Annotated in this window: 12 protein-coding genes; 5 read left to right on the top strand and 7 right to left on the bottom strand. The window is 71.2% G+C overall.

Annotation, left to right across the window (positions count from 1 at the left end):
• Positions 1-28: 28 nt before the first annotated feature.
• Positions 29-2,608: a valine--tRNA ligase gene (gene valS, locus ASF35_RS07700; RefSeq protein WP_055965082.1), complete on the bottom strand. Its 2,580-nt coding sequence runs from the start codon at positions 2,606-2,608 to the stop codon at positions 29-31.
• A 192-nt stretch (positions 2,609-2,800) separates the two neighbouring features.
• Between valS and ASF35_RS07705 the strand changes: the two genes are divergently transcribed.
• Entirely contained in the window at positions 2,801-3,241 is a 441-nt protein-coding gene (locus ASF35_RS07705; protein WP_055965085.1) for a nuclear transport factor 2 family protein, read from the top strand.
• A 62-nt stretch (positions 3,242-3,303) separates the two neighbouring features.
• Here the strand turns inward: ASF35_RS07705 and ASF35_RS07710 are convergent, their stop codons facing one another.
• Positions 3,304-5,475, bottom strand: a complete 2,172-nt coding sequence (locus ASF35_RS07710; protein WP_082495400.1) for an MMPL family transporter — start codon at positions 5,473-5,475, stop codon at positions 3,304-3,306.
• A gap of 163 nt (positions 5,476-5,638) precedes the next feature.
• Between ASF35_RS07710 and ASF35_RS07715 the strand changes: the two genes are divergently transcribed.
• Genes ASF35_RS07715 through ASF35_RS07730 form a run of 4 tightly spaced genes read left to right on the top strand, consistent with a single transcriptional unit; the run spans position 5,639 to position 8,919 of the window.
• Positions 5,639-6,985: a folylpolyglutamate synthase/dihydrofolate synthase family protein gene (locus tag ASF35_RS07715; RefSeq protein WP_055965088.1), complete on the top strand. Its 1,347-nt coding sequence runs from the start codon at positions 5,639-5,641 to the stop codon at positions 6,983-6,985.
• The gene (locus tag ASF35_RS07720) at positions 6,982-7,326 is read left to right on the top strand and encodes a DUF4233 domain-containing protein (RefSeq protein ID WP_055965092.1); all 345 of its coding nucleotides are present in this window, start codon (positions 6,982-6,984) and stop codon (positions 7,324-7,326) included. The genes ASF35_RS07715 and ASF35_RS07720 overlap by 4 nt, the downstream gene beginning before the upstream one ends.
• Positions 7,327-7,364: 38 nt before the next feature.
• On the top strand, positions 7,365-8,051 hold the full coding sequence (locus tag ASF35_RS07725) for a metallophosphoesterase (protein WP_055965095.1): 687 nt from the start codon (positions 7,365-7,367) through the stop codon (positions 8,049-8,051).
• The gene (locus ASF35_RS07730) at positions 8,041-8,919 is read left to right on the top strand and encodes a ParB N-terminal domain-containing protein (protein ID WP_200914501.1); all 879 of its coding nucleotides are present in this window, start codon (positions 8,041-8,043) and stop codon (positions 8,917-8,919) included. The genes ASF35_RS07725 and ASF35_RS07730 overlap by 11 nt, the downstream gene beginning before the upstream one ends.
• Before the next feature lie 21 nt (positions 8,920-8,940).
• Here ASF35_RS07730 and ASF35_RS07735 read toward each other — a convergent pair whose 3' ends face one another.
• From ASF35_RS07735 to ASF35_RS07755, 5 genes are all read right to left on the bottom strand, one after another.
• Positions 8,941-10,101, bottom strand: coding sequence for an ABC transporter ATP-binding protein (locus ASF35_RS07735; RefSeq protein WP_082481966.1), 1,161 nt, complete (start codon positions 10,099-10,101; stop codon positions 8,941-8,943).
• Between the two features lie 4 nt (positions 10,102-10,105).
• Complete coding sequence (locus tag ASF35_RS07740; RefSeq protein ID WP_055965099.1) at positions 10,106-10,951, bottom strand: carbohydrate ABC transporter permease; 846 nt, start codon at positions 10,949-10,951, stop codon at positions 10,106-10,108.
• Between the two features lies 1 nt (position 10,952).
• The gene (locus tag ASF35_RS07745) at positions 10,953-11,897 is read right to left on the bottom strand and encodes a carbohydrate ABC transporter permease (RefSeq protein ID WP_055965104.1); all 945 of its coding nucleotides are present in this window, start codon (positions 11,895-11,897) and stop codon (positions 10,953-10,955) included.
• Entirely contained in the window at positions 11,894-13,207 is a 1,314-nt protein-coding gene (locus tag ASF35_RS07750; RefSeq protein WP_055965107.1) for an extracellular solute-binding protein, read from the bottom strand. Before ASF35_RS07750 ends, ASF35_RS07745 begins: the two co-directional genes overlap by 4 nt.
• A 109-nt stretch (positions 13,208-13,316) precedes the next feature.
• Positions 13,317-15,026: a glycoside hydrolase family 13 protein gene (locus ASF35_RS07755; protein ID WP_055965110.1), complete on the bottom strand. Its 1,710-nt coding sequence runs from the start codon at positions 15,024-15,026 to the stop codon at positions 13,317-13,319.
• Positions 15,027-15,110: the final 84 nt, after the last annotated feature.

Here is a 15,110-nt window from a genome sequence, read left to right on the forward strand (position 1 = left end):
GGGGAAGGGAAGGAGCGGAGTCGGCGCGCTACTCGGTCTCGGCGAGGGTGGCGTCGGCCACGACCTCGGTGGTGCCGTCGGCGGTCTCCGTGGCGAGCTCGCCGGTCACCCGACCGGCCGCCTTCACGTCGTCGACGGCCTGCAGCACCAGGTCGAGCGCGGCCTGGGGCCCGCGGACGGTCACGGCCGTCACCTCGGTGCGCTGGCTGACCTTCGCGGTCGACTTCGCCCCGCGGATGCCGGCCAGCGCCTGGGCGGCGGCCGGGAGCAGCGCCGGGTCGCCGTCGACGGTCACGTCGTCGGTGGTCGGCCACGCCGCACGGTGCACCGAGCCCTCCTGCCACCAGCTCCAGACCTCCTCGGTCACGTAGGGCAGGAACGGCGCGAGGAGACGCAGCTGCGTCGACAGCGCCAGCACGAACGTGGCGCGGGCGGACTCCCCGGCCGGCGACTCCTGGCGGGCGCGCTCCTTGACCAGCTCGAGGTAGTCGTCGCAGAAGTCCCAGAAGAACTTCTCGGCGACCTCGAGGGCCGAGGAGTAGTCGTAGGCCTCGAAGTGGGCGGTGGCCTGCTCCACGACGCCGCGGAGCCCGGCGAGCACGGAGCGGTCGAGGGGCTCGGTCACGCGCGCGGCGTCGAGGTCGGCCGCGGTGGCACCCAGGCCGTAGTCCTCGGGTGCGGCGAGGACGAACTTGCTCGCGTTGAGCACCTTCATGGCCAGCCGCCGGCCGACCTTCATCTGGGTCTCGTCGAAGGGGGAGTCCGAGCCGGGACGCGCCAGCGCGGCACGCCAGCGGACGGCGTCCGCGCCGTACTTGTCGAGGATCTCGTCAGGCACGACGACGTTGCCCTTGGACTTGCTCATCTTCTTGCGGTCGGGGTCGACAACGAAGCCCGAGATCGCCGTGTGCGTCCACGGCACGGAGCCGAACTCCTGGTGCGAGCGCACGACGGTGGCGAACAGCCACGTGCGGATGATGTCGTGGGCCTGGGGGCGCAGGTCCATCGGGAAGGTCCGCGCGAACAGGTCGGCGTCGCGCTCCCACCCGCAGGCGATCTGCGGGGTCAGCGACGACGTCGCCCAGGTGTCGAGCACGTCGGGGTCGCCGACGAACCCACCGGCCGCACCGCGCTGCGACTCCTCGAAGCCGGGAGGGGCCTGCGACGCCGGGTCGACGGGCAAGGTGTCCTCAGCCGCGAAGATCGGGTCGTCGTAGTCGGGCTCGCCGTCGGCGTCGAGGCGGTACCAGACGGGGAACGGGATGCCGAAGAACCGCTGACGGCTGACCAGCCAGTCGCCGTTGAGGCCCTCGATCCAGTTGGTGAGGCGCGACTGCATGTATCCGGGCGTCCAGTCGATCTCGTCACCCCGGGCGATCAGCGCGGCGCGCAGGTCCGCGTCGCGACCTCCGTTGCGGATGTACCACTGACGGGTCGAGACGATCTCGAGCGGCTTGTCGCCGCGCTCGTAGAAGTTGGCCACGCGCTGGGTGGGCTGCGGCTCGCCGTCGAGGTCGCCGCTGTCGCGCAGCGCCTGCACGACGAGCTCGCGGGCCGAGAACACGGTCTTGCCGGCCAGCTCGGTCCACAACGTCTCGCCGGGGCCGCCGGCGACCCACTCCGGGGTCTCGCGCAGGAACCGGCCGTCGCGGCCGATCACGGTGCGGTTGGGCAGCTGGAACTCGCGCCACCACTGGACGTCGGTCAGGTCGCCGAACGTGCAGCAGTGCACGATGCCGGATCCCTTCTCGGGGTCGGCGAGCGGGCTGGCGATGATCGGCACCTCGACGCCGAACAGCGGTGAGACCGCGGTGCTGCCGAAGAGGTGCGCGTAGCGCTCGTCGTCGGGGTGGGCGATGATCGCGACCGCGGCGGCCGTGAGCTCCGGCCGCGTGGTCTCGACGACGATCGGGCCGGACGCGTGCTGGTAGGTCACGCGGTGGTAGGCGCCGGGGTAGTCGCGGGCCTCGAGCTCGGCCTGCGCGACGGCGGTCTGGTACGTGACGTCCCACAGGGTCGGGGCGTCCTGCAGGTAGGCCTCGCCGCGACCCACGTTGCGCAGGAACGCGCGCTGGCTGGCGGTCTGGGCGTCGGCGCCGATGGTCGTGTACTGGTGCGACCAGTCGACGCTCAGGCCGAGCGTGCGCCACAGCTTCTCGAAGACCTTCTCGTCCTCCTCCACGAGCTCGTTGCACAGCTCGATGAAGTTGCGTCGGCTGATCGGCACCTGCTTCTTGGGATCGGGCTTCGCAGGCGGCGTGAAGTCGGGGTCGTAGGGCAGGGAGGGGTCGCAGCGGACGCCGTAGAAGTTCTGCACCCGGCGCTCGGTCGGCAGGCCGTTGTCGTCCCACCCCATCGGGTAGAAGACCTCCTTGCCGCGCATCCGCTGGAAGCGCGCCACCACGTCGGTGTGGGTGTAGCTGAACACGTGACCCACGTGCAGCGAGCCCGACACGGTCGGGGGAGGCGTGTCGATGGAGTAGACGTCGGCCCGCTCGGCGGAGCGGTCGAACGTGTAGGTGCCCTGCTCGGCCCATACCTGGCTCCAGCGCTCCTCGAGTCCTTCGAGGGCGGGCTTGGCCGGGACGCGGTTCGCTGCAGTGGTCACGAGAGGACAGTCTAGGAGCCCGGGCCCTGGCAGGGGTGCCGGGCCGTGGGCGGCCGATGGTGCAGCGGGGGTGCCGGGCCGTGGGCGGCCGATGGTGCAGCGGGGGTGCCGGGCCGTGGGCGGCGAACGGCCCGCCGGGGGTCTGCGCGGCGTCGGGTTGTGGCGCAGGGCGGGAGGGCGCACGGTGGTGGCATGGCCCTGACATCGATCGAGGACGAGCTCCGCCAGCTCATCGCCGACCGCGTGCGCGCGGTGGCCGAGCGTGACAGCAGGACGTTGGTCGACGCCCACGATCCCGAGGTGGTCAGCTACCCGGTCCTCCCGCCGGCCGAGACGCGGGGGACCGCGGCCGTGGCGGACGGCCTCGGCGCGTGGCTGGCGTCCTACGCCGTCGGTCCCGGGTACGAGGTGCACCACCTGCACGTGGGTGGGGCCGACGACGTCGGGTACTGCGCCTTCCGGTACCACGTGAGCGGCCGCCTGCACGACGGTGCCGAGGTGGACATGTGGGTGCGCAGCACCCTGGTCTGTCGGCGCGTGGACGGCGCGTGGCGCATCGTCCACCAGCACGAGTCGGTGCCCTTCGACCCGGCCACCGGCGCCGGCCTCGTCTCCGAGGCGCCCGACGACTGACCCGCGCCGACCGGTCCGGCGAACCCGGGCAGGGCACGGCCGCCAGGTGTGACCGATCAGGCCTAGGCGCGGTGCTCGGGGGAGGGGTGCCCCTCGGCCAGGGGGTCCGCTGGATGGGCCGGGTCAGCGGCGTGGTGGGCGACCGCGTGGTCGGGGGCGCCGCTCACGTGCCCGCCGTCGGTGCGGAACAGCGCGCTCGGCCACCACATCCAGCGGCCGAGGTCGAGGTTCAGGGCCGTCACCAGCACCGACCGCACGATGATCGTGTCGAGCAGCACGCCGAGGGCCACGGCGAACCCGAGCTCGGCGAGGAACACGATCGGCAGGGACCCGAGGGCGGCGAACGTGCCGGCCAGCACGAGGCCGGCCGACGTGATGACGCCTCCGGTGGCGGCCAGCCCGATGAGCGCACCCCGCCGGGTGCCGTGCAGGAGCGCCTCCTCCCGGACGCGGGTCATGAGGAAGATGTTGTAGTCGATGCCCAGCGCCACGAGGAAGACGAAGGCGTACAGCGGGAGCGACGAGTCCGCCCCCTCGAAGCCCAGGACGTGGCGGAACACGAGGGCGCTGATGCCCAGGGCCGCGCCGAACGAGAGCACCACCGTGGCCAGCAGCACCAGGGGCGCGACCAGCGCCCGCAGCAGCAGGGCCAGGATCAGGAGCACGGCCACCAGGATGATCGGGATGATGAGCCGGTTGTCGGCCGCCGAGGCCTCCTGCACGTCGTGGTTGATCGCCGTGGTGCCACCGACGAGGGCTCCCGGCACGTCGGCCAGCGCGTCGCGTGCCCGGTCGATCGTCTCGAACGCGCTCGTGGAGTCCGGCGCCGCCTCGAGGGTGCCCTCGACGTAGGCGATGTCGCCCTGCGCGACCGGCTCGGTCACGGTGTCCGGCGAGATGCCCTGCACGTCCTGGAGCGCCGCAGCGGCCGCCTCGCCCGCGCCGGCGTCGGCCACGACCTGCACCGGGTCACCGGCGCCCCCCGGGAAGTGCTCTGCCAGCTTCTCCTCGGCCACGATGGACGGCTGCTCGGTGGTGAACGACTCGGCGTTCGAGAGTCCGTCGGCGTCGAGCTGGACCACGCCGAGGGTGAAGGCGCCCAGGACGAGGGTCGTCACCACCCACACGGTGCGCGGGCGGTGCGCGATGCGCCGACCCACCCGACCCCAGATGCCGCGCTCGGCGGGCTGCGGGTCGCCGAAGCGCGGCACGAAGGGCCAGAAGACCCAACGGCCGAACACCACGAGCAGCACGGGGAGGAGGACGAGCATCACGACGAGGGAGACGACGATGCCCGCGGCGGCGACCGGTCCCAGCCCGGACGTCGAGCTCATCTGGGCGAGCATTAGGCACAGCAGGCCGACGACCACGGTGCTGCCACTCGCGAGGATGGCCGGGGCGGCGCGGTGCAAGGCGTGCGCCATGGCCTCGTGACGGTCCTCGGTGTTGCGCAGCTCCTCGCGGTAGCGGGCCACGAGCAGCAGCGCGTAGTCGATCCCGGCGCCGAGCACGAGCACGGACAGGATGCCCGCGCTCTGGCCGTTGACCGTGAGGTCCGCGTACCTCGCCAGCAGGTACACGACGCCCTGGGCGGCGAACACGCTGAGCACGCCGCACACGAGCGGGATCATCCACAGGATCGGACTGCGGTAGGTCAGCAGCAGCATGACGACCACGACCGAGATCGCCGCGAGGAGGAGGATGCCGTCGATCCCGGCGAAGGCCTTCGCCTGGTCCGCGCCGAGCGCCGCAGGGCCGGCCACGTAGACGTCGGCCCCGCCGGCGCCGTCCTCCGCGGCGGTGCGCAGCTCGTCGACGACGTCGGGCAGGCGCTCCCAGCCGGTGTCGGGGTCGATCCTGAGGCTGACCACCAGCTGCGCGGCGACACCGTCCTCGGACGGGATCGGGCCCACGATGTCGCCGGTCACCTCGGGGATCGCCGCGATATCGGTCTTCAGGGTCTCGAGCCGCGCGAGGTCGTCGGGCTGGGGGCCGTCCTCCCGCACGAGCAGGACGATGGCCGGGATCACGTCGGGGTCGGCGAACTGGGTCGCCTTCGCGATGACCTGCGTCGACTCCGCCTCCGCGGGCAGGAAGGAGGCGACGTCGTTCTCCTGCACGTCGGCGAGCTTCGAGCCGAACGAGCCCAGACCGCCCAGGGCGACGAGCATGACGACCAGCACGAGCCACTTGGCTCGACGGTGGGCGATCCAACCACTGATCCGGTGGTTCATGCGCATGCTCCTGGGGGGTGGGGTGCACGACCGGCGCCGCAGCCCTCTCATCATGGCGGACAGAGGGGGGCGCGTGGAATCAGGGAGATCCCCGATCCGCTCACCCGGGCCGACTGGGTCCACGCGGTCGGCACGCGCGGCACGGCCTGGGATACTGGCGGGGATGAACCCCACCTACGCCGAGGTCGAGGCCGCCCTGCTGGGCCGCTGGCCCGAGACCAGGCTCGAGCCGTCGCTCGAGCGCATCACCGCCCTGTGCCGTCTGCTCGGCGACCCGCAGGACGCCTACCCCGTCGTCCACCTCACCGGCACGAACGGCAAGTCGTCGACGGCGCGGATGATCGACGCGCTGCTGCGGGCGCTCGACCTGCGCACCGGGCGGTTCACCAGCCCGCACCTGCAGAGCATGACCGAGCGGATCAGCCTCGACGGCGAGCCGCTCACCGAGGAGCAGTTCGTCGAGGCCTTCGCCGACGTGGCCGCCTACGCCCAGGTCGTCGACGACAGCCAGCCGCACCCGATCTCGTTCTTCGAGCTCACCGTCGCCATGGCGTACGCGGCCTTCGCCGACGCGCCGGTCGACGCCGCGGTGGTGGAGGTCGGCATGGGGGGTGCGTGGGACGCCACCAACGTGGCGACCGGCCGCGTCGCCGTGGTCACGCCCGTGGCCGTCGACCACACCGCCTACCTCGGCGACCGCGCGGTCGACATCGCGCTGGAGAAGTCCGGCATCATCAAGCCGGGCGCCCACGCCGTGCTCGCCGCCCAGGAGCCCGAGGTGCTCGACGTCCTCATGCGCCGCAGCATGGAGGTCGGGGCCACGGCGCTGCGCGAGGGCGTCGACTTCGGGGTCGCCGACCGGCTCAACGCCGTCGGCGGGCAGCAGATCAGCCTGCAGGGCCTCAACGCCCGCTACGACGACGTCCTCCTGCAGCTGCACGGTGCGCACCAGGCGCAGAACGCCGCCGTGGCGCTGGCCTCGGTCGAGGCGTTCGTCGGTGCCGAGCTCGACGGCGACCTGGTGCGGTCGGCGTTCGGCGAGGTCACCTCGCCCGGTCGGCTGGAGGTCGTGCGGCGCAGCCCGACCGTGCTGGTCGACTCCGCGCACAACCCGCACGGCGTCCGCGCTGCGCTCGAGGCGGTCCAGGACTCCTTCACCTTCAGCCCGCTCGTCGGTGTCGTCAGCGTCATGGCCGACAAGGACGTCGAGGAGATGCTCCGTGAGCTCGAGCCCGTGCTGGCCCACGTGGTGTGCACCCAGAACAGCCTGCCGCGTGCCATGCGGGCCGACGAGCTCGGCGAGCTGGCCGAGGAGGTCTTCGGCGAGGACCGGGTGACCGTGGAGCGGGGCCTGGACGACGCCCTCGTCCGCGCGATCTCGATGGCCGAGACCGGTGCGGGCATGGAGGAGGCGATCGGCAGCGGCGGCGTCATCGTGATCGGGTCGGTCGTCACCGCCGGCGAGGCGCGGGTGCTGCTGGGTGCCGGGGCAGTCGGAGGTGGGGCATGAGGGGCATGTGTGCGGCGATGCTGACGTTCGAGGCGATCCTCCTCGGACTCAGCGTCCCGGTGATGATCTCCGTGGAGGACGTGCCGGCCGGACTGGCGCTCACGCTCGGCCTGGGGCTCGCGGTGCTGTGCATCCTGACGGCCGGCATGCTGCGCAAGCCGTCGGGCTACGTCGTCGGCCACGTCCTGCAGGTGGCGGTCGTCGCCCTGGGCTTCCTCGTGCCGGTCATGTTCTTCGTCGGCGGCATGTTCGCCCTGCTCTGGGCCAGCGCCTTCCTGCTCGGCCGACGCATCGAGGCCGACAAGGCCCGGTGGGCCGCCGAGGGTCCCGACCCCGACTGACCCTCGCGTCCCGGGGGAGCGCGGCCTACGGTGGACCCATGGTCAAGGTGCTCGCGGTCGCGGACGAGGTGGTGGAGTCGATCCACCACCCGCAGGTGCGACGGCTGCGGCCGGACCTCGTGCTGGCCGCCGGGGACCTGCCGTGGGACTACCTCGAGTTCCTCTCCTCCTGCCTCGACGTCCCGGTCGTGTTCGTGCCGGGCAACCACGACCCGCAGGTCGTGACCCAGCGCAGCGGTCTCATGGGCGTCCTGACCGGCGACGGCATGCCGTCGGCCGACCCCCGGCCCCTCGGCTGCACCAGCGCCGACGGCGCGGTGGTCGAGGCGGCGGGTCTGCGCATCGCGGGTCTGGGCGGCAGCATCCGCTACAACGCGGGGGCCAACCAGTACACCCAGCGCCAGCTGGCGCGTCGGGCCCGACGACTGGTGCGACGGGCCGGTGACCGACCGGTCGACGTCCTGCTCACGCACTCCCCGCCGTTCGGCCTCGGCGACGAGGACGACCCGCCGCACCGGGGCTTCGAGGCGCTGCACGACGTGATCGGCCGGCTGCAGCCCACCTGGCACCTGCACGGCCACATCCACCCCTACGGTCTGCAGAAGAGCGACCGGCACGTCGGCCGCACCACGCTGCGCAACGTGATCCCGTGGCAGGTCATCGACGTCGAGCCGCTCGACGCACCCGTCGCCGCGGTCGTCGGAGGTGGGCGCCGTGGTCGGTGACTCCGGATCGCCCCGCGTGGACGCCGAGAGCGACTTCATGCGTGCGCGGCGGCACCAGGTGCTGTCGGCGCTGGCGGCACGGCTGCGCAACGACCACGACGACGTCGCGCAGTCGATGTCCTTCGACGAGGTCGTGGAGGCGCTCGGTCGGCGCGGGGAGCACTACGCGGGCACGCGGGTGATCCCGCTGGACTGCATCGTCGGCTCCGTCGACAAGGTGCGCGACTTCGACCGCCGGTTCCGGCCGACGTCGGCGCGCAGCCGCGAGCGTTGGGAGCGCCTGGCCCGCGCGAGCCGCACCGGCGAGGTGATCCCGCCGATCGAGGTCTACCAGGTGGGCGACCAGTACTACGTGCGCGACGGCCACCACCGCGTCTCGGTGGCCCGCAGCCTCGGCCTGAAGCTGATCGAGGCGCGGGTGACCGTCGTCGACACGTTCCTGAGGCCGGTGGGGGTCGAGGGACGCAGCGACCTCGAGCTCAAGCACTGGCGCCGACTGATGCTGGAGCGGGTGCCGTTCACCGGCGAGGCGCGCGCCGCGGTGGCCTTCGACGACCCCTTCGACTACGGCTACCTGGCCGAGACCGTGGAGGCCTGGGCCACCCGCACCATGCACGCCGAGGGTGCCTACATGGACAAGGCGACCATGGCGAGCCGCTGGTACGCCGAGGAGTTCGAGCCGGTCGTGGCCATGATCGAGGAGGCCGGGGTGCGCGGCGACGACGAGCGACCTGCCGCGGCCTACCTGCGGGTCGCGGGGGAGCGGTACCGGCTCATCCGCGAGCACGAGTGGAACGCCGAGGTGCTCGAGGCCGTGCGCAAGCGCCGCCGGAAGGCCCAGCCTCCCCGCCCGTCCGACCGGTCGTGACCGGCCGGACGCGGCACGGGGCTAGAGACCGACGGTGAGGTTCTCCCCGCTCGTCGGGTCGAACAGGTGCAGCTTGTCGGTGTCGATGAACAGCACCGTGTTGTCGTCGTCGGTGATCTTGCTGGCGGCGTCGAGCGAGACGACCAGCTGCGTGCGCAGCGACTCGCTGTCGGCCTCGCGGGCGAGCTCGCGCAGCTGGTCCTGCGTGGTGGCGTCGGCGTCGTAGGGCACGTAGGCGTACTGCTGGTCGCCGAGCCACTCCCGCACGTCGATGTGCGCCTCGAACGTGCGCGAGGAGTCGGCCTCGTCCTTCAGCACTGACACGTCCTCGAAGTGCTCGGGGCGGATGCCGGCCAGCATGAGGCCCTTGCCCTCGGCGCGCGCGGCCTTGTCGGCGGGCAGCGGGAAGGTGCCGAACGGCAAGGTGATCTTCCCGTCCTCCACAGTGGCCGGCAGGAAGTTCATCGGCGGCGAGCCGATGAAGCCGGCGACGAAGAGGTTGACCGGCTGCTCGTACAGCTCGCGCGGGGAGGCGAGCTGCTGCAGGATCCCGCGCTTCATGACCGCGACGCGGTCGCCGAGCGTCATCGCCTCGGTCTGGTCGTGCGTCACGTACACGGTCGTGATGCCGAGCTGCTTCTGCAGGCGCGCGATCTCGGTGCGCATCTGGCCACGCAGCTTGGCGTCGAGGTTCGACAGCGGCTCGTCGAACAGGAACGCCTTGGCGTCGCGCACGATGGCACGACCCATGGCCACGCGCTGGCGCTGGCCGCCGGAGAGGTTGCCGGGCTTGCGCTCGAGGTGCTCGTCGAGGTCGAGCGTCTTGCTGGCCTGGCGGACCTTCTCGTCGATCTCCTTCTCCGGCACCTTCTTCAGGCGCAGCGGGAAGGCGATGTTCTCGTAGACCGTCAGGTGCGGGTAGAGCGCGTAGTTCTGGAAGACCATGGCCAGGTTGCGGTCGCGCGGTGCCAGGTCGTTGACCCGGTCGCCGTCGATGATCATGTCGCCGGAGCTGATGTCCTCCAGACCCACGATCATGCGCAGCAGGGTCGACTTCCCGCAGCCCGACGGGCCGACCAGGATCAGGAACTCCCCGTCCTCGACGTCGATGCTGATGTCGTTCACGGCGGGGAAGCCGTCCCCGTACTTCTTGACGATGTTCTTCATCTCGATGGTGGCCATGGGATCAACCCTTCACTGCGCCGGCGGTGAGGCCCGCGACGATCTTTCGCTGGAAGAAGAGGACGAGGAGGATGACCGGGATCGTCGCGACCACGGCACCCGCGGCCAGCAGGGACGCCGGCCGGTTGAACGGGTCGGCACCGACGAAGAACGACAGTGCCGCGGGGATGGGTCGTGCGTTCTCGGTGGACGTCAGCGAGATGCCGAACACGAAGTCGTTCCACGCGAAGAAGAACGTCAGGATCGCGGCGGTGAACACACCGGGTGCCGCGAGCGGGACGATGACCTTGCGGAAGGCCTGCCACGAGGTCGCCCCGTCGACCTGCGCGGCCTGCTCCATCTCCCACGGGATCTCGCGGAAGAACGCCGAGAGCGTCCAGATCGCGAGGGGGAGGGTGAAGCTCATGTAGGGGATGATGAGGCCGGGCCACGTGTCGTAGATCCCGAGCGTGCGCCACATGTCGAACAGCGGCCCGACGAGCGAGACCACGGGGAACATGGCGATGACGAGGGCGGTGGTGAGCACGAACCGCTTGCCCTTGAACTCCAGCCGCGCGACCGCGTAGGCGGTGAGCGTGGCCAGGGCGACGGAGAGCAGGGTCGCGATGAGCGAGATGCCGATCGAGTTGAAGATCGCCCGACGGAACTGCTCGTCGGCGATGACGTCGGCGTAGTTCTGCCAGCCTGCGCCACCTCCGCTGGAGGGGAAGAAGCCGGGGCTGCCGTTGGTGACCGCCTCCTGGCTCTTGAAGGACAGCGAGATGATCCAGGCCACCGGGAGGAGGCACCAGATCATGATGGCGACGAAGCCGACGAGCGTGCCGATGCGGGTCGCAGCGTTCTTGTTCATGTCAGCCCTCCTGCCGTGCGTCCGCGAGGTTGACCCGGAACACCTTGACGATCACGAACGCCACCACGAGCACCGACAGGAACAGCAGCACCGAGAGGGCCGAGCCGATGCCGAGCTGGAACTGCTCGATCACCTGCCGGTAGGTGAGGAACGAGATCGACTCGGTGTTGTTGGCACCGGCGGTCATGACGAAGATGTTGTCGAAGATGCGGTAGGCGTCGAGCGCGCGGAACAGCACGGCCACCATGATCGCCGCCCGCATGTTCGGCAGGATCACCTTCCAGAGCCGCTGCCACCACGTGGCCCCGTCGACCTTGGCCGCCTCCAGCATGTCCTCGGGGACCTGCGCGAGGCCGGCGAGCAGGAGCAGCGCCATGAACGGCGTCGTCTTCCAGATCTCCGAGACCATGATCGCCACCATCGACGTCTGGTACTCCGCGAACCACGTGAAGTCGTCGCCGAGGAAGGGGATCCAGCCGTTCACGAAGCCGTTCGTGTTGGAGAACGCGAACTGCCACGCGAAGCCCGAGACGACGGTGATGATGCCGTAGGGGATGAGGATCGACGTGCGGACGAGGCCGCGGGCGAAGATCAGCCGGTGCATGACCATGGCGAAGACGAAGCCGATGACGAGCTCGAACGCCACGGTGATGATCATGATGCCGACCGTGTTGGCCGTGTCGATCCAGAACAGCCGGTCGGTCAGGGCGGTCCCGTAGTTGGCCAGGCCCACGAACTCACGGTCGTCGGGAGCGGTGAGCGAGTAGCTGAACAGCGACAGGTAGAGCGCGCGCAGCATCGGGAACGCGGTGACCAGCAGCATCAGTGCGACGGCCGGGGCCACGAGGTACAGCGCGAGGCGGCTCTCCGCCTTGGCGCGGTCCGACGCGACGGGCTTGCTCGCGGACTTCTTCGGGGCCTTCTTGGGGGCGGTGGCGGTGCTCACAGGAGTGCCTCCCCTCGGAGGATCGCGGTCAGGAAGTCGGCCGACTGCTTCGGCGTCGAGTCCGGGCTCACCGAGCGGGGCGAGTGCCAGCGGGACTGGATGGCGCTCGAGACCTGGCTGTAGAAGGCGCTCTTGGGGCGCGGGCCGCCGGTGTCGACGCTCTCGCTGTAGAGCTGCAGCAGGTCGGCCGGGTAGGCCTCCTTGAGCTCGGCGGAGTCGTAGACCGACTGGCGCGACGGCATGAGGCCCTCGTTGACGGCCAGGGCCGACTGCGCCTCGGCGTTCGTGACGCAGACGGCGGCCTCCTGCGCGAAGTCGGGGTGCTTGGAGAACGCGCCGACGCCGATGTCGATGCCGCCGATCGGCGGCCGGGACTCCTCGCCCTCGACGGTCTGCGGGTACCGGGCCCAGCCGAGGTCCTCGAACTCCTGCTCGTCCTTCGGGCCACCGGGCTTGCCGATGAGTCCCTCGTAGTTCTTGTAGACGAAGGTCCAGTTGGTCATGAACTCACCGGGACCGTTCTCGGGGAACATCTGGCCGAGGCTCGTGCCCTCGTTCGAGGTGGTGAGGTCGGGCTGGGCTGCGGGGGAGTCGGCGAGCTTCTCGATGACCGCAGCGGCGTCCTTGCCGGCCGCCGAGTCGATCGTGACCTTCGCGTCGCGGCCGTCCTCGACGGTGTCGGGGTCGAGGATGTTGCCTCCGGCGCCCTGGATGAGCGAGTTGATCCACACGACGTACGCCTCGTAGCGGTTGGCCTGCACGCCGACGGTGCCGCCCTCCTCGGAGGCCGCGTCGATGACCTGGTCCCAGGTGACCGGCTGGCTCATGTCGAGCCCGGCGGCCTCGGCGAGGGACTTGCGGAACCACACGACCTGCGTGTTGGCCCACTGTGGCGCGGCGACGACCTGGTCGTTCCAGGTGACGGTCTCGGCCGCACCCTTGAGGACGTCGTCGTCGAGCACCTGGTCGGCGAGGTCGCCCTCGAACGGCTTCAGCCACTTTGCGTTGGCGAACTCGGGGACGAACACCGGGTCGAGGCTCATGAGGTCGGTGGAGCTGTCACCCGCGGCGAGCCGGCGCGCGAGCTGCGTGCGCTGGTCGGTGGCGCTGGCCGGGAGCAGCTGGATGGCGATGTCGTAGTCGTCGGTGCTGCAGTCCTCGGCCAGCTTGTTCAGGGTGTCCTGGCCGTCCGGGTTGATGTACCAGTTGAGCGTGGGCTTGCCCTCGGATCCGCCACAGGCGGCGAGGAGCGAGGAGCCGAGGGCGAGACTCGCGACCATCACCGCCGTCCGACGTCGCGTGGTCGCCATGGGTCGGGTCCCCTTTCCCTCCGTCCCCGACGTGACCGGTGCCACACGGGAGTCATCAACGTAGGACGGTGCCGTCGGGGGCGCAACCCCGGGGTCGCCCCGGTCGCGATCAGGCCGGGTGGGGGCGGAGCCAGACCGTGGTGTCGGCGAGCAGGTGGTCGTCGGCGACCTCGCCGCTGGAGACGAGCAGCTCACCCGGAGGCCGTGGGACCGGCACCGACGACACGTTGGTGTGGACGGTCGCCACCACGTCGCCGCCGCTGGCGACGAGCGCGAACGACAGCAGTCCGTCGACGTGCTCCACGCCGTGGTCGTCACCGTCCTCGATCCACGCGAGCGACCGCGTGCCCAGGTCGAGCTCGCGCCGCAGTCGCAGCAGCGTGCGGTACAGCTCGAGCGTCGAGCCCTCGACGCCGCGCTGGCGGGCAGGCGCCAGGTCCGCGTAGGCCGACGGCTGCGGCAGCCACGGCTCGCCCTCGGGGCCGAAGCCGAGCGACGGGCCGGTGGACTCCCACGGGACGGGCACGCGGCAGCCGTCGCGCCCTCGTCGCTCGTGGCCCGAGAGCTCCCAGGTGGGGTCCTGCAGCACGTCGGTGGGGAGCTCGGTGGCGTCGGGCAGGCCCAGCTCCTCGCCCTGGTACAGGTAGGCCGACCCCGGGAGGGCGAGCATGAGGGTGGTCGCCGCGCGGGCCCGGCGCAGGCCCAGCTCCGCGTCGGGCTGCTCGTCGTCGGGGCCGATGCCCTCCGTGTCGACGACACGGGTGGCGTCGGAGCGACCCAGCCGCGTGGCGTGCCGCACGACGTCGTGGTTCGAGAGCACCCAGGTCTGCGGGGCGCCGACGTCGGCGGCGCTCTCGAGGGACCGGCCGATCGCGTCGCGCAGGGCGGGGGCGTCCCACGGCGTCAGCAGGAACGAGAAGTTGAACGTCTGGTGCAGCTCGTCGGGACGCACGTACTGCGCGAGCGCGTGCGCGGGTTCCACCCACGCCTCGCCGCAGAGCATCCGGTCGTCGTCCTGGCCCCACAGGTCGGCGAGCGACCCGGCGTAGCCCTCGACGAGGGTGCGCCAGCTGCGGTAGACGTCGTGCACCTCCGGCTGGTCCCACATCGGCAGCAGGCGCGTGTGGCTGCCGACGGTGTCGAGCAGCAGGTCGGCGTCGGGAAGGCCGTCGGCCTTGATCAGGCCGTGCGCGACGTCGATGCGGAACCCGTCGACACCGCGGTCGAGCCAGAAGCGCAGCACCGAGAGCAGCTCCTCGCGGACCTCGGGGTTGGTCCAGTCGAAGTCGGGCTGCGTGACGTCGAACAGGTGCAGGTACCACTCGCCGGGGGTGCCGTCGGCCTCGGTGACGCGTGTCCAGGCCGGACCTCCGAAGTTCGAGGTCCAGTTGTTGGGCGGCTCGGCGCCGACGGTGCCCTTGCCGGGCCGGAAGACGTACCGCGCCCGCTCGGGGCTGCCGGGGCCGGCGGCGAGCGCCGCCTGGAACCAGGGGTGCTCGCTCGAGGAGTGGTTCGGCACGACGTCGACGATCACCCGAAGACCGAGTCCGTGGGCTCGCTCGACGAGGGCGTCGAAGTCGTCGAGGGTGCCGAACAGCGGGTCGACGTCGCGGAAGTCGGCGACGTCGTAGCCGGCGTCGTTCTGCGGGGACACGTAGAAAGGCGACAGCCACAGGGCGTCGACGCCGAGGTCGGCGAGGTGCTCGAGCCGGGAGGTGATGCCGGGCAGGTCGCCGATGCCGTCGCCGTCGGCGTCGGCCCACGACCGGGGGTACACCTGGTAGATGACGGCGTGGCGCCACCAGGGCTGGTTGCTCATGGATTCCTCGGGGTCGGGCTCGCTGGGGTCGGCACGGACCACGCTACCGACGGGCGCACCACCGGACGGACGAGCGGGGGCCTT

This window comes from Aeromicrobium sp. Leaf291 (assembly GCF_001423365.1).
Taxonomy (GTDB): Bacteria; Actinomycetota; Actinomycetes; order Propionibacteriales; family Nocardioidaceae; genus Aeromicrobium.